General features: G+C 67.7%; 18 protein-coding genes and 2 pseudogenes. 14 read left to right on the top strand and 6 right to left on the bottom strand.

Features of this window, described 5'->3' with window-relative positions; genetic code table 11:
• The 3 genes and pseudogenes from AB0H64_RS37745 to AB0H64_RS37735 all read left to right on the top strand — a co-directional run.
• A pseudogene (locus AB0H64_RS37745) lies at positions 1–339 on the top strand (TetR family transcriptional regulator); the annotation flags it as partial.
• Between the two features lie 301 nt (positions 340–640).
• Positions 641–964, top strand: a complete 324-nt coding sequence (locus AB0H64_RS37740) for a hypothetical protein (RefSeq protein WP_357634599.1) — start codon at positions 641–643, stop codon at positions 962–964.
• 192 nt (positions 965–1,156) lie between these two features.
• Positions 1,157–1,369, top strand: coding sequence for a hypothetical protein (locus tag AB0H64_RS37735; RefSeq protein ID WP_357634597.1), 213 nt, complete (start codon positions 1,157–1,159; stop codon positions 1,367–1,369).
• Positions 1,370–1,457: 88 nt separating this feature from the next.
• Here the strand turns inward: AB0H64_RS37735 and ltrA are convergent, their stop codons facing one another.
• Both ltrA and AB0H64_RS37725 read right to left on the bottom strand, forming a co-directional pair.
• Positions 1,458–3,227 carry a group II intron reverse transcriptase/maturase gene (ltrA, locus tag AB0H64_RS37730; RefSeq protein WP_357634594.1) on the bottom strand — a complete coding sequence of 590 codons (1,770 nt, stop codon included), beginning with the start codon at positions 3,225–3,227 and terminating at the stop codon, positions 1,458–1,460.
• Positions 3,228–3,996: 769 nt separating this feature from the next.
• Positions 3,997–4,449: a hypothetical protein gene (locus AB0H64_RS37725; RefSeq protein ID WP_357634591.1), complete on the bottom strand. Its 453-nt coding sequence runs from the start codon at positions 4,447–4,449 to the stop codon at positions 3,997–3,999.
• Between the two features lie 6 nt (positions 4,450–4,455).
• Between AB0H64_RS37725 and AB0H64_RS37720 the strand changes: the two are divergent.
• The 3 genes and pseudogenes from AB0H64_RS37720 to AB0H64_RS37710 form a co-directional block, all read left to right on the top strand.
• Positions 4,456–4,563, top strand: a pseudogene (locus AB0H64_RS37720) (transposase); the annotation flags it as partial.
• A gap of 15 nt (positions 4,564–4,578) precedes the next feature.
• The gene (locus tag AB0H64_RS37715; protein ID WP_357634608.1) at positions 4,579–4,818 is read left to right on the top strand and encodes an integrase core domain-containing protein; all 240 of its coding nucleotides are present in this window, start codon (positions 4,579–4,581) and stop codon (positions 4,816–4,818) included.
• Positions 4,819–4,824: 6 nt separating this feature from the next.
• Positions 4,825–5,493 (top strand): IS630 family transposase, encoded by a 669-nt coding sequence (locus AB0H64_RS37710; protein WP_357634588.1) that lies wholly within the window; start codon positions 4,825–4,827, stop codon positions 5,491–5,493.
• Here AB0H64_RS37710 and AB0H64_RS37705 read toward each other — a convergent pair.
• Together AB0H64_RS37705 and AB0H64_RS37700 are read right to left on the bottom strand one after the other, a co-directional pair.
• Positions 5,486–6,022: a hypothetical protein gene (locus AB0H64_RS37705; protein WP_357634586.1), complete on the bottom strand. Its 537-nt coding sequence runs from the start codon at positions 6,020–6,022 to the stop codon at positions 5,486–5,488. The genes AB0H64_RS37710 and AB0H64_RS37705 overlap by 8 nt on opposite strands.
• 176 nt (positions 6,023–6,198) lie before the next feature.
• Complete coding sequence (locus tag AB0H64_RS37700) at positions 6,199–7,218, bottom strand: LacI family DNA-binding transcriptional regulator (protein ID WP_357634583.1); 1,020 nt, start codon at positions 7,216–7,218, stop codon at positions 6,199–6,201.
• A 385-nt stretch (positions 7,219–7,603) separates the two neighbouring features.
• Here AB0H64_RS37700 and AB0H64_RS37695 point away from each other — a divergent pair, with 385 nt between their 5' ends.
• The 6 genes from AB0H64_RS37695 (at position 7,604) to AB0H64_RS37670 (ending at position 13,991) form a co-directional block, all read left to right on the top strand.
• Positions 7,604–8,941 carry an extracellular solute-binding protein gene (locus tag AB0H64_RS37695; protein ID WP_357634579.1) on the top strand — a complete coding sequence of 446 codons (1,338 nt, stop codon included), beginning with the start codon at positions 7,604–7,606 and terminating at the stop codon, positions 8,939–8,941.
• Positions 8,942–9,022: 81 nt separating this feature from the next.
• Entirely contained in the window at positions 9,023–9,988 is a 966-nt protein-coding gene (locus AB0H64_RS37690) for a sugar ABC transporter permease (protein WP_357634576.1), read from the top strand.
• Positions 9,985–10,884: a carbohydrate ABC transporter permease gene (locus AB0H64_RS37685; RefSeq protein WP_357634573.1), complete on the top strand. Its 900-nt coding sequence runs from the start codon at positions 9,985–9,987 to the stop codon at positions 10,882–10,884. The genes AB0H64_RS37690 and AB0H64_RS37685 overlap by 4 nt, the downstream gene beginning before the upstream one ends.
• A 53-nt stretch (positions 10,885–10,937) precedes the next feature.
• Positions 10,938–12,446: an alpha-N-arabinofuranosidase gene (locus tag AB0H64_RS37680; RefSeq protein ID WP_357634570.1), complete on the top strand. Its 1,509-nt coding sequence runs from the start codon at positions 10,938–10,940 to the stop codon at positions 12,444–12,446.
• Positions 12,447–12,578: 132 nt separating this feature from the next.
• Entirely contained in the window at positions 12,579–12,728 is a 150-nt protein-coding gene (locus tag AB0H64_RS37675; RefSeq protein WP_357634567.1) for a hypothetical protein, read from the top strand.
• A 789-nt stretch (positions 12,729–13,517) separates the two neighbouring features.
• Entirely contained in the window at positions 13,518–13,991 is a 474-nt protein-coding gene (locus AB0H64_RS37670) for a TIGR04500 family putative peptide maturation system protein (RefSeq protein ID WP_357634566.1), read from the top strand.
• On the opposite strand, the gene AB0H64_RS37665 is transcribed toward AB0H64_RS37670, so the two are convergent.
• Positions 13,954–14,217 carry a hypothetical protein gene (locus AB0H64_RS37665; RefSeq protein WP_357634563.1) on the bottom strand — a complete coding sequence of 88 codons (264 nt, stop codon included), beginning with the start codon at positions 14,215–14,217 and terminating at the stop codon, positions 13,954–13,956. The two genes, AB0H64_RS37670 and AB0H64_RS37665, sit on opposite strands and share 38 nt — an antisense overlap.
• Before the next feature lie 72 nt (positions 14,218–14,289).
• Positions 14,290–15,294 (bottom strand): arabinan endo-1,5-alpha-L-arabinosidase, encoded by a 1,005-nt coding sequence (locus AB0H64_RS37660; RefSeq protein ID WP_357634561.1) that lies wholly within the window; start codon positions 15,292–15,294, stop codon positions 14,290–14,292.
• Positions 15,295–15,736: 442 nt separating this feature from the next.
• On the opposite strand from AB0H64_RS37660, the gene AB0H64_RS37655 reads away from it, so the two are divergent.
• Both AB0H64_RS37655 and AB0H64_RS37650 read left to right on the top strand, forming a co-directional pair.
• Entirely contained in the window at positions 15,737–16,321 is a 585-nt protein-coding gene (locus AB0H64_RS37655; protein WP_357634558.1) for a helix-turn-helix domain-containing protein, read from the top strand.
• Positions 16,322–16,487: 166 nt separating this feature from the next.
• Positions 16,488–16,877, top strand: a complete 390-nt coding sequence (locus AB0H64_RS37650; RefSeq protein WP_357634555.1) for a transposase — start codon at positions 16,488–16,490, stop codon at positions 16,875–16,877.
• Positions 16,878–16,880: the final 3 nt, after the last annotated feature.

Genomic DNA, 16,880 nt, shown 5'->3' with positions numbered 1-16,880 from the left:
GCCGCGCAGGACCCGGTCGCCGGATTCTCCGGCCAGGAGTTCGCCCGCATGATCGCCGACAGCCCCACGCTGACCGTCTGCCTGCGCGGCCTGCACGACCAGCGCGAACACCACCTCGCCCAGGCGCTCGCCGATGTCACCGCCGCCCCGTCCGACGACATCACCGTGCAGACCGCCGCCGCCCTGCTGGGCACCGTCCACCGCGTGCTGTTTCACCGCATCCAGACCCTCACCCTCGCCGGCCACCCCAACGACCAGATCGCCCACACCATCGCCGCCGAAGCCACCCAAGCCTTCGACCTGCTGGAGCCCGCCCTGGCCGACTACGCCTCCGCCTGATGGGAGTCATCGGGCCTGCTGTTCGAGCAGGCCCGGCGCCGGGCACCCCTCGCCGGCGCCCCGGCGAGGGGTGCCCGATGAGCGTTCACCATCGGTTGCATGCTGGCTCGCGGCCTGGCCTAAGCGGGGAGCTGGACCCGCCGCGACGATCGCTGATGGGCCCACATGAGCTGCGGCGGCAGGGCGAGCAATGGCCGATGCAGCCGGTCCGCAAGGGGTTACGGGCCCGCGACCCGCGTGCTTCTGCCAGCCCGGCGGCTCCTGTGAGGATGAGCCGGGCTGGTCGGGGTAACGTGCCGGCATGTCCGAGTCCGGCCCTGACCTGATCGTCGCTGTGCGCGATGACCTCGTCCGAGCCGGCTTCCACCTGGGCGACCCGGAGGGCGGCGCCTCCGTGCGGGCCGGTCTGCGCGTGTACGCGGTCGACGGTGGGGTGGGGGTCCGCTGGCGCTCCTCGGATTACATCAGCGCAATGCCCAGCTGTGCGAACGGGGTCGACACCGCCGAGCAGAGCACTGCGCACGGCTGTGCAGCTGGCCTGGTAGGCCTGCTGGCCCAGGCTGGGCACACCGTCGCCCAAGATCCTGCCAGCGGCGACCTCATCGTCACCGCCCCGCTGCGCTGACCAGGAGGCGCCGTCCGTGGCGTTGCTGCTGGTGACATGCCCCACGGACCACGGGTGGCACGTGGTCCCGTGGTGGACACCGTGACGCCGGGCGGCGGCGTGGTGTAATTGGACCGCGGCGACGGTGTGAGAGCTGCGGCAGACCGTTGCCCCGCGGCTCCAACCCGAGGCGACGCTACTGCGGCAACGCCTGTGCGGCGCGCGTCTTACGACGTCGCCGCGGCCGGCCTCGACTGGAGCCGCTTCGTCACGCGCGCCATCGACCACGCCGGCCAGCTCGCCTTCGAGCTCGTAGTGCTCCTGGAGACCGCCAACGCCGTCTCCTTGCTGCACGACGACCCGAACGCCGAGCGGGCCAGGACCGCCATCCGCGGACGCCTTGATGGCCCCCCACTCGCCGGGTAGCCCCGGTGCATTGCTGCACCGAGGCCCCCTCAGAACCGTGCGGGCCACTCATCGCGGCACACGGCTCAAGCAAGCCCCGAAGGGCGGTTCAGATTCGCTGTGCTGGGCTCCTGCGACGCCGGGCGAGGTAGCTCCGGTGGCAGGAGGCGTGAACAAGGCGGGTCTGGTCACCGTCCGGCGAGCCGGGTCGCCCGTGATGCACGAGATAGTCGGCGGCTATCGCGCGGCGGACGACGTGCAGCCACCATCGCGTCCATTGATCGGGGGACTCGGGCGGCTGGTCGGCGGTCAGCAGGTGGTCTCCGCAGAGCGGGCAGCGCGCGTCCTGCCTGGTGAGCAGGCGCAACGTATACCGATCGAGCGGAGGCTTGACCCGCGTGCGCCGTTTGGCCCAGTACTCGGCCAGGGCGGGATCATCGGGGGATGCCCTGCCCAGGACGAGGGTGTGCCGGACGAGGGTGTGCCGGACGATGCTGGTCCAGGTGAACTTGGGCAGGTAGGCGCCCGTGTCCGGGTCGCCGAACACCCACCGGTCGTTCCTGAACTTGTTGAACCTGCCGAAATGCCGGTCGACGATCCAGCGCGTCGGCTTGTTCGGGTGGTTGTAGGTGGCCCACTTGAAGGTGAGCTGCCACACGTAGTGGTCCAGGGCGGCGAACGGCCTGGACGACACCACGCTGCGGTAGTAGGCGGCCCAGCCCCGCACGATGGGGTCGAGCCGGGCGATGACCGCCTTGGCATTCGAGCCGCGCAGGCTACGCGTCTCGGTCGCCAGCCGCAGCTTCAGCCGCCTGACCGCCGTGCTGCTCGGCATGGTCAGTGTCTTGCCGTTGGGGTAGCGGCGGATGTGGAAGCCCAGAAACTCCATCCCTTCGCGGAGGTGGACGATGCGGGTCTTGTCCTCGTTGAAGACCAGACCCCTGGGCTCCAGCCACTCGGCAAGTCGCGCCTTGACCTGGTGCGCCTGCTGCTGGCTGTGGCAGAGCACGATCATGTCGTCGGCGTATCTGACCACGATCGGGCAGCCCGCCACCGTTTCCCCGGCCCGTGAGCCGGTGCGGTAGCGGACCCCGGCGGCCTCCTCCAACCCGTGTAACGCGATGTTCAGCAGGCACGGTGAGATCACGCCACCCTGGGGTGTCCCCTCGTCAGTGGGTGAGAATCCCTTGCCTGCCTCGAACGCCCCGGACTTCAGCCAGTCCCGGATCATGTCCCTGGCGGGGAAGGATCCGATGGCCTCCAGCAGTCGGGAGTGGTCGATGTGATCGAATGCCGCCGCCAGGTCCGCGTCCAGCACCCAGAGCCGTTTCGCCCGCTTCTGACTAGTGGCCTGGAAGATGGATTCGATCGCGTCCTGGCAGCTCCGGCCCGGTCTGAACCCATAGGATCGGGGCTCGAACCGGGCCTCCCACTCGGGTTCCAGCGCGTTACGGACCCGTGCCTGATGACACCGGTCCATGACCACCGGGATGCCGAGCGGGCGCAGCTTCGCCGCGTTACCGGCTTTCGGGATGTGCACCCGCCTGACCGCGCGCGGGTTCCAGGAGCCCATCGTGGCGTGCACGCGCATCGCCACCTCGGCCCTGGCCCCGGAGGTCAGCGCGACCTCCCCGTCGATGCCCGCGGTCTTGCGGCCAGCATTGCGCTGCGTCACCTGGCGCACGCTGATGAGCGTGTTGGCTCGGCTGCGCAGCATCAGCTTCTGCAGGTTCCTGGCCTTGGGCCAGTCCCCTTCCTGAACCGCCTTGAAGATTCTGCTCCGCAGCCGTCGTACCTGCTCCTCCTGGTTGCGCCAGTCGATGCGTTCCCATCGATCGGCGTCCATGTCCAGGGGCAGGCCCTCGGGTCCGTTCACCATGCGGCGTCCAACTTGTCCCTCGGTGCCGGCGGATCCGGCGCTTGGTCGTCAAAGGCTCACCTGCCCACGTCAGCTCCCTTTCGGGCCGGGCACCAGGCCCGGTATCCGGCCGGTTATCCGAGACCATCCGCTGGAGGAGCGGCTCTAACCGTCTCGGTTTCCCGCTGCCTTTCGGCCACCGGCGTTCGCTTCTTGGGCATCCTGTTCCCGCCGGGGAGTTCAGCTCTCCTTGCGGTCGGCCTACCACGCCTGGTTGTTGTTCCGGTCGTGGACCCCGACGGGGTTTCCATGTTCCGCGCGCGCGAGACACGGCTGGGGCCGGGCGTCCTCTGCACCCCGGGGACGGCGGTGTTCCCACGGCCGGAGACCCTCTCCGACCGCCGCCTGCCGTCTCTCAACGGCTGGTCCCTGGCACGCCGGTCTGGCCTTCCGTCCCGGAGCGTTGACATAACGAGGCATCAGCGAGGATTCACGATCATTCGCCCCTCCCAGCCTTCCTCTCGCCTGTGGCCACCGGACGGACGGCGGCCCTTGGGCTTTCCCCTGAGCTCCGCACCCCGCAGTTACCCGCGACGCACGTCAGGGTGAGGACAGGTCTCGAACACTGACCTGGACTACGTTCCCGACATGATCGATCCTCCCTCAACGCAGTCACTCGCCACGCGCGACCTCATGTCGCAAGGGTCCGTGTCACCAGCCGCAAAGTAACGCTGAGTAACTGTCGCTACTCTTTGTGGCTGTACGGAGGGTTGGTGATCTCTGGGAGGCGTCAGGGCCCGACCAGGGCGGTGATCAGTTTGCGCGCTGCCGCTTTGGTCAACCGCCGCAGTGCCTGACCGGTCTTCTCGTCAGTTCTGCGCGGCGCGATCCCGGTTCCTTGGACCACGGCGTTGAACGCGGCATCGAATCGCTCGCGCCCTACCTTGCCGACCAGGGTGGCGAGGTACTTCAGTTGCTTGTCGGTGGCTGGCTCTGGCGCAGCTTTGGCTGGACGTTCGCGACGGGCCGCAGGGTCGGCAGCGGTTCTTTTGCGGTCTTTGGGTGCGGCCTGGCTCCGGTCGACGATGTGCACCGATTCGACCCAGCCCGTGCCGGGCTTGCCGGTGACGGCCTTCCAGAGGGCATCGGTGGTCAGTGCGGATTCGTCGACGTCGGGCCCTGCCCCCGATGTGTGGACACCTTGAGTACCGGATGATGGAGATCCGGAGACAAGGAGTTCCACGTGGCGATGAAGTCGTATCCGCCGGAGTTCAAGGCGGACGCCGTCGCGTTGTATCTATCCGATCCGGGACGGACGCTGGCCTCGGTGGCCGAGGACCTGGGGATCAGCCGGGAGACGCTGCGTAACTGGGTGCGTCAGGCGCAGGCGGACGGCACCGCGGGCGCCAAGGCGCGCGGCCCGGTCAAGAAGCCGGCGCGTGGCCCGCCGCTGCAGGGCGCCAAGCGCTGGTCCTCGGCGCATGAGGCCCGCCTGGCCGTCTTCAAGTGGATCACCCGCTACAACACCCGAAGGAGACACTCAACCCTCGGCTACCTCAGCCCGATCGACTACGAGCAGCAAACCACCGATAAGGTGCTGCTCGCCGCATAACCACCCGTGTCCACACTTCGGGGCGAACCCCCCACCACGACGTGGAAGGCATCCACCGACCCGCACTTCATCGCCAAGATGCAGCGTGTGCTGCAGTTATACGATCAGCCTCCGGTTGGTGGTCGGGTCGTCTGCGTCGATGAGTTCGGGCCTCTGAACCTGATGCCGCGCAAGGGCAAACAGTGGCGGCCGGTGGGTTCGCCTGCCCGGTTACGGGCCACATACAGCCGCCACAACGGCGTGATGCACATGATCGCCGCGCTGGACCTGACCACCGGCAAGCTGAACTACCGGATCCGCGAACGCAAGCGCTGGCGCGAGTACTTGTCCTTCCTCAAGACGCTGCGCACCCGCTGGCCCGGCGAGAAGCTGTACATGATCGCCGATAACTACTCACCGCACAAACAGCCCCAGGTCCGGGCCTGGGCCGCTGACAACGACATCGAGCTGGTGTTCCTGCCGACCTACGGCTCCTGGCTGAACTGGATCGAGTCCGAATTCGCCGCGTTGCGCTACTACGCCCTCAACGGCACCGATCATCGCACGCACGACGAGCAGAACGCGGCGATCGGTGCCTACATGCGCTGGCGCAACGCCCGAGCCCAGCCGAAGACGAACTTCGCCGCCAGCTCACCGATCAGAAGCTGGACAAGTTACCCGGCCAAAGTTACGTGAGGGGCCGCTGGAGATACCGAGTGCGCTGCTCCAGCAACCAACGCTCGACATCCTCATCCGTGGCATCGACATACGGCTCTTCGGTTAGACGCTCAAGGAGTTCGTCGCGCTCCGGATGATCACTTGCCACCACCATCGACCGCACCGCGACCACACCGCCAGCGAGAACAGCCCACAAATCCAGGCCCATCTCCGTGTCGACGTTAGCGATCTTCGCGCTCCACTGCAGCCAGGCATCATCCACGCAGCGATGCTCGGCCAACAACAACATGCCGAGTCTCAGCCCCTCGGACACACCCCAGAGCTCTTCCGCCTCCCGAATATCTTGCTGCAGCAGGAACTTCAGCAAAGCCCGATCAGCGGCCCGTGGATCGAACAGAATCGCAGCCAACGCCGCCGCACGACGTTCGGCGTTGGCGTCTCGGGTGGCGTCATCCTCGGCGGTGACGAAACCCAGACCGGACCAAGACTCCGGGTCAGCCCGCAGGACCTCCAGCAACTGCCGACTCTCCGCATCAGGCTCATTCATCGCGCGTCATCCTAGGCCCGGAAACCAACTGGGCAGGATGCCAGCCCCACTCTGAGGTCACCAGCCTCTCCAGCTTCATATGGCTGCGCCTTCCCAGGAGGGCTAAGTCCTGGGAGCGGGCCGACGGGTCCACCAGTCAGAGATCGATTACCCAACCAACGTTCGGTGACGAGCCACTAGTCGCGGCCGAGGGTGCTTTGGCGGGGGACCAGCCGGTGCTGGGCGAGCAGTTCGACGCCGGGGATCGGCTGGCTGCTGCCGATCCGCATGATCAGCCGCTCCACCGCCAGCTGGGCGATCGCGGTCTTGTCGGGGGAGATCGTGCTGATCGTGGGGTGGCTGTAGCGGCCGTCCTCTATGTCGTCGTAGCCGATGATGGCGATGTCCTCGGGCACCCGTAGTCCACGCTCCAGGATGGTGTAGATGGCGCCGGAGGCGACCAGGTCGCTGTAGCAGAACACCGCGTCGGGCGGGTCTTCGCGGTCGAGGAGGGCGGCCATCGCGGTCGCGCCGTTGACCCGGTTGAACCGTGTGGTCCTGATGATCAGTGACTCGTCGACCGGCAGCCCGGCCGCGGCGTGGGCCTTGTGGAACCCGCGGGTGCGCCGCTGGGCTGCCTCGCCGGTCGCGTACGGCTGGTCGCCGATGGCCGCGATGCGTCTGCGGCCGAGCGAGATCAGGTGGGAGACGGCGTCCTGGGAGGCGGCGACGTCGTCGATCCCGACGTGGTCGAACGTGCCGTCGGAGACCCGTTCGCCGAGTACGACCAGGGGTAAGGACAGGTCGCGTACGGTCAGGTCCTGCTGGGACAGGCCGAGCGGGCTGATGATCATGCCGTCGAACAGGAAGCCCCGGGAGCCGCGCCCGATCAGCTCGCCCTCGTGTTGCCGGTCGCCGTCGGTCTGGTCGATGAGCACGTTGTACCCGCCCTTGCCGGCCGCCGGGATGATGGCCTGCAGGAGCTCGGCGAAGTACGGGGTGTCCAGGTACGGCACGACGACCGCGATCTGTCCGGAACGCCCGTTGGCGAGGTTGCGGGCGAGCGCGTTCGGCCGGTAGCCGAGCTCGGCGATGGCCCGTTCGACCTTCTCCCGGGTCTCCGGTTTCACGTGGGCATAGCCGTTGACCACGTTCGAGACCGTGCGGGGCGAGACCCCGGCGAGCTCGGCAACGTCACGGAGCGTGGCGTCCCGCACGAGGTGCCTCCCTGGAACTAGCAGGCACTTCCGTACCCGAGGTAACGATCATATTTCGACGACATTGCCTCTTGCGAGAGGCGGAGGGTAGGTGCATAGTCCTTTGCAGCGCTGCAACTGCACCATACAACACACCTTGCCAGGCGTGGGAGTTCCCCCTCTCCGCGACATCTATTGCGCAAGCGCGACGCTGCATGCTCTGTCCGAGCCGAACATCGCCAGTGGCATCGACGGCCACGATGCTCCGGTCTGTCCTCGGCCGAGTACGCCCTGTAGGCGAGCATGCGGAAACCGTCGTGCGTATCGCAGGCCCGCAAGCTGCCCAGGAAGGCCGTAATCAATGATTTTCGAGAACAGGCTAGCGCTTCGCCGCTTTATGGTCACGATGTCCATTTCGACCATCGCCTTCGGCGCGGCCGCCTGCGGAGGCGATGGAGACAGCGGCGGCGGCACCACCGCCAAGGCCAAACCGACGAACTGCACGAACAAGATCGTCCACGCGGACGCCCCCCGCGTCTCGGTCTGGGCCTGGTACCCGAACATGGCCAAGGTCGTCGACAACTTCAACAACGCCCACACCGACGTGCAGGTCTGCTGGACGAACGCCGGCCAGGGCGCCCCGGAGTACGCCAAGTTTCAGACAGCGATCGCCGCGAAGAAGGGCGCGCCCGACGTCATCATGCTGGAGAGCGACCAGCTGGTCGGCTTCGAGATCCAGGACGCCCTGGTCGACATCAGCGCCTACGGCGCCAACGACGTCAAGGCCAACTTCAGCCCCGGCGCCTGGAAGGACGTCGCGCAGGGCGACGCCGTCTACGCGATCCCGGTCGACGGCGGCCCGATGGCGATGATCTACCGTACGGACGTCTTCGAGAAGTACGGGATCAAGACGCCCCCGAAGACCTGGGCCGAGTACGCCGAGGCCGCCGCCAAGGTGAAGGCCGCGGGCGGCCCGCTCTTCGGCGACCTCGGCAGCAACGTGCCGGCCGTGGTGACCGCCCTGATGATCCAGAAGGGCGCCAAGCCGTTCACCTACGACCTGGCGAACAAGCAGAACATCACCATCAAGCTGGATGACCAGGCCACCAAGGACGTGCTGAACTACTGGGCCGACCTGGCCAACAAGAAGTTGGTCGGCACCGTGGACCAGTTCACCACCGACTACATCGCCGGTGTCGTCAACGGCAAGTACGCGACGTACGTCTCCGCGGCCTGGGCGCCCGGCTACCTGACCGGGGCCGGCGTGGGCAGCGGCGCGTCGAAGGGCAAGTTCGCCGTGGCCCCGCTGCCGCAGTGGGACGTCAACGCGCCCGTCTCGGTGAACTGGGGCGGCTCGGCCTTCGCGGTGACCTCACAGGCCGCCGACAAGAAGGCCGCGACCAAGGTCGCGATGGGCCTGTACGCCGACGACGCGTCGCTGACCGACGGCTGGAAGACGCAGACGATCTTCCCGCTGAACCAGAGCGTGCAGAAGTCCGACGAGTTCGTCAACAACAAGGTCGAGTTCTTCAACGGCCAGACGGCGAACAAGGACATCTACATCCCCGCCGGCAACGCCTACCAGGGCGCCACGTACAGCCCCTTCACCGTCTACTACTACGCCCAGCTCCAGGCGCAGATCGTGAAGATCAACAGCGGCAAGACGACCGGCGACCAGGCGGCGACCGAGCTGCAGGAAATCATGGTCAAGTACGCCAAGAGCCAGGGCTTCATCGTTCAGTGATCCACCGACCGGACGGCCGCCGGAGGCCGTCCGGTCCCCGCTCTTGACGCGACGACGCCGTAAGGGAGACGCGAAACCGTTATGGCCCTCACCCGATCGACACCATCCGAACCGCTCAGCGGGAGCCCCGGCAGGCGGGACCGATCCGCCTCGGCGCCGCCGGGCCGCCGACCGGGGCGGCGCGGTGCCTTCGGCTGGCTGTTCATCTCGCCGTTCCTGGTCGTGTTCCTGATCTTCCTGATAGCGCCGCTGCTCTACGCGGGCTACCTGAGCCTCTACACGAAGGGGCTCGCGACCGGGACCTCCTTCGCGGGCATCGACAACTACATCCGCGCGTTCACCGACCCGTCCTTCCTCAAGGGACTGTGGCTGGTGCTGCGGTTCAGCCTCGTGGTCATCCCGCTGCAGATGATCGTCGCGCTGGTGGCGGCGCTCCTGTTCGACGAGATCACCGGCCGGCTGGCCCGCTTCTCCCGGCTGATGATCTTCCTGCCGTACGCCGTGCCCGCGGTGATCGGCGCGCTCATGTGGGGCTTCCTGTACAGCCCGAGCTTCGGGCCGCTGGAGCAGATCTTCTCGCTGTTCAACACCCAGGCGCCGTTCCTGCTCAGCCAGGGCAACATCTTCTACGGCCTGCTCAACGTCGTCACCTGGCAGTGGTCCGGCTATTACATGGTCATCATCTACGCCGCGCTGAAGGGCATCGACCCCTCGATCTACGAGGCGGCCAGGATCGACGGCGCCACCGCCCCGCAGATCGCGCTGCGCATCAAGGTCCCGATGGTGTCGTCGGCGTTCGCGCTCATCCTGATCTTCTCGCTGATCGGGACCCTGCAGTTCTTCACCGAACCCCAGGCTCTCGGCCCGATCGCCAACGGCTCGGTGACGCCCGACTTCACGCCCAACATCTACGCCTTCAACCTGGCCTTCACCTACGCACAGTTCAACTATGCCTCGGCGATCTCCTTCGCACTGGGAATCGTCGTCTTCGTGGCGGTCGCGATCTTTATGTTCTTCACCCGCAAGCGAGGGAGCATCTTCACGTGAGCACCGCATCCACCACGCGCGGTCCCCGCCACCAGTCGACCGGGCCGGGGAGACGTCCCCGCCACGTCTGGGCGAAGCTGCTCATGTTGGCCCTGGTCTGCTACTTCCTCGTCCCGGTCTGGTGGCTCATCGTCGCCAGCACCAAGAACGCCGAAGGCCTGTTCTCCGGCTCGGGCGCGCTGTGGTTCAACGGCTTCCACCTGTTCGGCAACCTGCAGGACCTGTTCACCTTCAACAACGGCGAATACCTGCGCTGGCTGGGCAACTCGGTGCTGTACGCGCTGGCCGGCGGGGTCGGCGCGACGGTCATCTCGGTGCTGGCCGGATACGGGTTCGCCAAATACCGGTTCCGTGGCCGCAACGTCGTCTTCGCCCTGGTGCTCGGCTCGGTCATGGTGCCGCTGACCGCCCTGGTGATCCCGACGTTCGTCATGATGTCCAACGCCGGGCTGACCGACACGGTGTGGGCGGTCATCCTGCCGTCGCTGCTCAGCCCGTTCGGCGTCTACCTGATGCGGGTCTACACCGCGGCGTCCGTGCCCGACGACCTGCTCGACGCGGCCCACATCGACGGCGCCGGCGAACTGCGCACCTTCTTCCAGGTGGCGCTGCCGCTGATGCGTCCGGCGGTCGTGACCGTGCTGCTGCTGTCGATCGTCTCCACCTGGAACAACTACTTCCTGCCGCTGACCATGTTGTCGGACTCGAAGCTGTACCCGCTCACCGTCGGCATCGGCCTGTGGTCGCAGTTGGCCAGCGCGAACAACGGCGGCGGTCAGTCGCTGTGGAGCCTGATCATCGTCGGCTCGCTGGTGTCCGTCGTCCCGCTCATCATCACCTTCCTCACCCTCCAGAAGTACTGGCAGGGCGGGCTGGCCGTCGGCAGCCTCAAGTGAACCTCCCGACCGGCGCCACCCATCATCAAGTCCCCTCGATCTCTGGGAGATCTGTGCTTTCCGCGACCATCACCCTCAACCCCGTCTTCACCATCGCACCGGTTTCCCGCCGCACCTTCGGTTCCTTCGTCGAGCACATGGGCCGATGCGTCTACACCGGCATCTACGAGCCTTCGCACCCCACCGCGGACGCCGATGGCTTCCGCGCCGACGTGCTCGAACTCACCCGCGAACTCGGCGTCTCACTCGTCCGCTACCCCGGCGGCAACTTCGTCTCCGGCTACCGCTGGGAGGACGGCGTCGGCCCGGTCGCGGACCGGCCCGTACGGCGTGACCTCGCCTGGCACAGCCTGGAGACCAACGAGGTCGGCATCGACGAGTTCATGCGCTGGGCGCGCAAGGCCGACGTCGAGGTCATGTACGCGGTCAACCTCGGCACCCGGGGCGTGCAGGAGGCCCTGGACGTACAGGAATACCTCAACCACCCCGACCGGACCCGCCTGGCCCTCATGCGGCAGGCCAACGGCTCGGCGGAGCCGTACGGCGTGACCATGTTCTGCCTCGGCAACGAGCTCGACGGCCCCTGGCAGACCGGGCACAAGACCGCCCGCGAGTACGGCCGGCTCGCCATGGAGACGGCGCGGGCGCTGCGCAGCGCCGAGCCGTGGCTGGAACTGGTGGCCTGCGGCAGCTCCAGCTCCTCCATGCCGACCTTCGCCGCCTGGGAGGCGGAGGTGCTCGAACTGACCTACGACGCCGTCGACTACATCTCCGCGCACGCCTACTACGAGCCGATCGACGGCGACCTCGGCAGCTTCCTCGCCTCGGCCGTCGACATGGACCATTTCATCAACAGCGTCGCCGCCACCGCCGACAGCGTCGGCGCCAAGCTGAAGAACCCCAAGAAGCTCAAGATCTCCTTCGACGAGTGGAACGTCTGGTACCAGAGCACCTACCAGGCCACACAGGAGACCGAGTGGCAGGTCGCCCCCCGGGTCATCGAGGACTGCTACAACGTCGCCGACGCCGTGGTGGTGGGCAACCTGCTGATCTCGCTGCTGCGGCACAGCGACCGGGTGACCGCCGCCTGCCAGGCGCAGCTGGTCAACGTCATCGCCCCGATCCGCTCCGAGCCCGGCGGTCCCGCGTGGCGGCAGACGATCTTCCACCCGTTCGCGCTGACCTCCCGCCTCGCCCGCGGGGAGGTGCTGCGCGTGGAGACGCGGGCGCCCAGCTACGAGACCGCGCGGTTCGGCGAGGTGCCCGCCCTCGACGCCGTGGCCACCCACGACGCCGAGACCGGCGACGTCACGGTCTTCGTCGTGAACCGCCACCTCGCCGACACGATCGACCTGGCCGTGGCCCTGGACGGCTTCCGCCCTGGCCTGCGCGTGGCCGAGTCGTACACCCTCGCCGACGACGACCTGTACGCCACGAACACCGTGGACGACCCCGACCGCGTCGTCCCCGGCCCGGCCAAGGACGCGAACGTCACCGAGGGCGTGCTGCGGGCCACCCTGCCGCCGGTGTCGTGGACGGCGATCCGGCTCGCCGTCGCCTGAGGCCGCTCCGCCACCAGGGTGACAGGTGATCACCCAAGCGGCAGACGACGCCCTGTGCATTTCCTCCCTACCGTGTTCCACACGACGGGGCGCAACCGCCTCCCCGTGCGGAACACAAGGGCGGAAATGGCCATGGGGAAGACGCGTACCAGCCTCGACGACATCGTGGCCCTGGGCGCCGAGCTCGACGAGGGTCAGCTGCTCCAGGTGAGCGGCGGCGTCCGAAGCCAGGTCATCGTGATCCACGGCGGCCACACGCACACCTCCGGCGACAGCAACTAGTTCGAGTCGCAGGGGGCGCGGCCTTGGGTCGCGCCCCCCTTGACCGGGACACGCTGATGATCCTCGTACTGACCTCCGGCGGAGACGCGCACGCCGAACGTGTCCTGGGTCGCTCGCCGGGGCGGACGTCACCGTCTTCGACCTCACGTCGTTCCCCGCCGCCGCCACCCTGGAGATCGGCCATTCCGGGGACGGCTCGACCGTCCGGACCCTCGGCCACGGCGGACGCCGGCTCGTCCTCGACGAGCTGTTCGCGGTCTGGTACCGGCGCCCCGAAAATCCGGTGGCCCACCCTTCGACCGTCGCCCGCGATTACGTCGAGGAGGAGTGCCGCGTCCTGGCCGAGAGCCTGTGGGACGGACTGGGCTGCCTCAAGGTCCCCGCGGCGCGGCCGGTCATCGACCGCGCGGGGCGCAAGGCGTACCAGCTCGAAGTGGCCAGGCGGCTGGGCTTCGAACTGCCCGCGACGCTGATCACGAACGATCCCGAGAGCTTCCTCCACTTCTACGACCGGCACGAAGGCCGAGTGATCACCAAGCCCGTGCACGGCAATCAGCTGGAGGCGGGCGGTGAGCGGTTCGGCCGGTTCGCGGCGCCCGTGACCCCGTCGGACCTCGGTCACGCCGACGCCCTGCGCCTGTCCCCGGTCATCGTCCAGGCGTACGTCCCCAAACGGGCCGAGGTACGGGTGACGGCGGTGGGCGGCGAGATCTTCGCGGCGGAGATCCACTCCCAGGCCGGCAACCACACCCGCTACGACTGGCGGCACTCCGACCCCGGCGCCGCCCCGTGCTGCACCACGCCCTGCTCATCAAGGACGGCGACGGCGCCACGATCTCGCTGTCCTGGTGTCTCGACCGGGACCTGCCGTGGCCGTTGCGCGGCGTGCACCGCGCGGGCGAGCACCTGCTGCTGCGGGTCAACGGCATCGAGACCCCCGTGGCCAGGGCGATCGCCTGTCTGGACTTCATCTGGGACGAGTCCGCGCTGGCCGACCGGCTCGTCGCCGACAACCTCGTCCGCGAGGAGCTGAAGGAGACGAGGGAACCGCTGACCGACGCCGAGCTGCAGGAGGCGATGGACGCCTTCCGCCGCGCCCGCGGACTGCTGACCGGGGCGGCCACCCGGGACTGGATGGACCGCAACCGCATCACCCACCAGGAGCTGGAGGAGCTGGTAGCCCTTGAGGCCGCCGTCGCCGCGCTCCGCGCGGGTGGCCGAGGGACTAGTGCCGTGCCTGGTCGACGACGACGTTCTCGATGACGGCGTAGGGGGCGGCCGCTCGCGTGAGGTTGGGGATCACGTTGAGGTACGCCGTCACGACGACGGCCCCGTCCAGTAGGACGAAGAGGTGCAGCGCCAGCGAGTCCAGAATCTGCTGGAAGACGGCGACGTCGGACCCGTTGTCCAGAACGGGATCATGCGGATGCAGTTGCCGGTAGAGGCGGGTGATCTGGTCGCAGTCGCCATGCCGGGCCGCGCGGAACATGCGGGCAGCATAACCAGCCCGGTCCCGCCTTCCGGCCCGCACCTGTGCGGTCCGGGCCGGAAGGCATTGTGGTCAGTAGACGTACGGCCAACCCGCCGAGTCCCAGCCGAGGAGGTTGATCCCGAGGTAGGAGGCGCCGCTGTCGGCGTAATAGTGGTAGAACAGCACGTCGCCGTCATTGTCCGCGAGGACGGCTTCGTGGCCGGGGCCGTGGATGGAGCCATGGCCCGCGAGTATCTCGGTGCCGCCGCCGGAGGTCATTGCCACGCCGTTGCGGTCGACGTAGGGGCCGGTGACCGAGGTGGAGCGGCCGACCATGATGCGGTACGTGCTGGCCGCGCCCTGGCAGCAACGGTCGAAGGAGACGAACTGGTAGTAGTAGCTGCCGTGGCGGTAGATGAAGGGGGCTTCGACGGCGCCTTTCGCGGTGGTCCGCTGGGCGATGGACCGGATGGCGGTGTCGGAGGTGGATCGCCGGCCGGTGCTTGAGTCGAGGCGGATCATCTTGATGCCGCTCCAGAACGAGCCGAAGCTGAGCCACCATCTCCCGGAGGCGTCGACGACCAGGTTCGGGTCGATCGCGTTGTAGTTCACCGAGGCGCTGCTCTCGATGACCAGCCCCTGGTTGGTCCAGGTCCCGGCGGCGCCGGTAGGGCTGGTGGCCAGGAAGATCGCCGAGTGCTGCGAACCGAAGCTGGACGCCGAGTAGTAGAGGTAGTACTGACCGTTGTGGTACGAGATGTCCGGCGCCCACAGGCTCTTGCTGCCGGCCGTGTACGAGGTGGTCCAGGGTGCGCCGTTGGGCCAGACGAGGCCGGCGTCCCGCCATGCGGTCCGGTCGGTGGAGGTCTTGATCGGCAGGTTGTCGCCGGTGGTGACGACGATGTACGTGCCGCTGGGGGTCTTGGTGACGGACGGGTCGTGGGCGCGGGTGGAGCCGGTCACGACTCCCGGGTTCGGATATGCGGCGGCGTCGGCGTGCGAGCACGTGGCGACGACGGTCACCGCCGTCACGATCGCGGCGGCCACGGCGCGCCAGGGGCGTCGGCTTGCACGCGGGGTCAAGGTGGTGGTCATTGCTGAACCGCTCCTTTCGGGGGGAGTGCTTCGCCGGGGGCGGTGAATCCGGGCTTGCCTCATGAGCGGTGACTCCCGATCGCGAGGGCGGACAGGCGACGTTAGCGCTAACATTCGCCGCCGCGAGTGGGTTCGTTCCGTTTTTGGGGATGTCCGGGGCGTCATCGCATTGCGGAGCCCTCAAGGGTCCGCTGACATGAGACACCCGGTATTCGCTTGCGCGCCCTCGGCTTTGCAGCGCTGCAAGCAGCATGCATCGATCATCAGAAGGACGCAAGTGAAACAAGCCGGAAACTTTTGCGGCGTATCCGGCTCAGCCGTTCTTGTCGCACATCGGTGCGCCGGCTCGGGCCCGCTAGTGCTGCGTTCCTCAAAGGGTGTGGGATTGCCCCCTGGCCAGGAGCCTTGAGCAGGCAGATTCTCATGACAGAAGGGTTCCGCCATGCCAAAGCTACTGTTCGCGCGGGCTCCGCGTGATGAGAGCGAAGAACGTGATGTGCGCCGGTTGGCCGGTGCCCGGCACGCTCCCGGTGACTGGATCCAACGCGCCCGGATCGTGGTGGCCAGCTGGGACGGGCTGCGAGTGCCGGCAATAGCGGCCAAACTGGGCTGTCACCCCGAAACGGTGCGCCGGCGGTTACACCGGTTCAACGGCGAAGGGATCGATGGCCTGGGCGATCGGCCCGGGCCCGGGCGACGACCGCGGCTCACCGAAAGCGAACGCAGCCACATCATCGCCCTCGTCAAAACGACCCCGCCAGGGCGACCGATGCTTGATCTGTGGCTGAACGGCCTGGCCGCCGCCGAGGAGGAAGATGCGCCGGGCGTGTGGACGCTGGACACGCTGACAACTGCGGCCCGCGCCGCCGGAATCCAGGTCGGTCGCTCTCAAGTGCGCCGGATCCTGCTGACGGAGGGGGTGAGATGGCGCCGCCCCCGATCCTGGACCACCAGCAAAGACCCGAAATTCGCCGCAAAAGATCCCGGATCGTGGACCTCTCTGCGCGCCCGCCGTCCGGCGGGGTAGTGGTCTGCGCCGATGAGCTCGGCCCCGTGGTGCCGCGGACGTTCCCACCCGCATCCGGCTGGTCGCCTGATGGGCACCGGATCAAAGCGCCGCTGGACTACTCTCGCGGCCCTGAAAGACCTGGGTATACGGGGGTCTGCGCATCGCCGACGGGACCGCGGTGACCATGACCGCCCCGTCCCGCAGCAGCCACTACTACCAGCAGTTCCTCGCCACGATCGAGGCCGCCAACCCCGGTGACGGCCTCATCTTCGTCATCACCGACAACTTATCCAGCCACAACTGCTACGCCACCCGGGACTGGCTGGCCGGCCATCCCCGGATCCAGCAGGTCTTCATCCCGGTCGGCGCCTGCTGGCTCAACCTGCAGGAGGCCTGGTGGCGCATCTTCCGGCGGCATGCCATCGCCGGGCAGTGCTTCGTCGGCCCCGGCGACATCGACTACGCCACCCGCATCGCCACCGCCCAGCTCAACGCCCAGGCCAAACCCTGGGTCTGGGGACGCCCACCACCGCCACCACGGCAGCTACGCCGACGGTTCACTTACACCCTTTGAGGA

Source organism: Nonomuraea sp. NPDC050733 (assembly GCF_040654215.1).
Classification (GTDB): Bacteria; Actinomycetota; Actinomycetes; order Streptosporangiales; family Streptosporangiaceae; genus Nonomuraea.
This window is presented reverse-complemented; position numbering and strand designations above follow the sequence as displayed.

Bases quoted from the DNA above. Each gene is read 5' to 3' on its own strand.
- AB0H64_RS37740 (WP_357634599.1), top strand. From the start codon at position 641: ATGTCCGAGTCCGGCCCTGACCTGATCGTCGCTGTGCGCGATGACCTC.
- ltrA (WP_357634594.1), bottom strand. From the start codon at position 3,227: ATGGTGAACGGACCCGAGGGCCTGCCCCTGGACATGGACGCCGATCGA.
- AB0H64_RS37705 (WP_357634586.1), bottom strand. From the start codon at position 6,022: ATGAATGAGCCTGATGCGGAGAGTCGGCAGTTGCTGGAGGTCCTGCGG.
- AB0H64_RS37695 (WP_357634579.1), top strand. From the start codon at position 7,604: ATGTCCATTTCGACCATCGCCTTCGGCGCGGCCGCCTGCGGAGGCGAT.
- AB0H64_RS37690 (WP_357634576.1), top strand. From the start codon at position 9,023: ATGGCCCTCACCCGATCGACACCATCCGAACCGCTCAGCGGGAGCCCC.
- AB0H64_RS37675 (WP_357634567.1), top strand. From the start codon at position 12,579: ATGGGGAAGACGCGTACCAGCCTCGACGACATCGTGGCCCTGGGCGCC.
- AB0H64_RS37665 (WP_357634563.1), bottom strand. From the start codon at position 14,217: ATGTTCCGCGCGGCCCGGCATGGCGACTGCGACCAGATCACCCGCCTC.
- AB0H64_RS37660 (WP_357634561.1), bottom strand. From the start codon at position 15,294: ATGACCACCACCTTGACCCCGCGTGCAAGCCGACGCCCCTGGCGCGCC.
- AB0H64_RS37655 (WP_357634558.1), top strand. From the start codon at position 15,737: ATGCCAAAGCTACTGTTCGCGCGGGCTCCGCGTGATGAGAGCGAAGAA.
- AB0H64_RS37650 (WP_357634555.1), top strand. From the start codon at position 16,488: ATGACCGCCCCGTCCCGCAGCAGCCACTACTACCAGCAGTTCCTCGCC.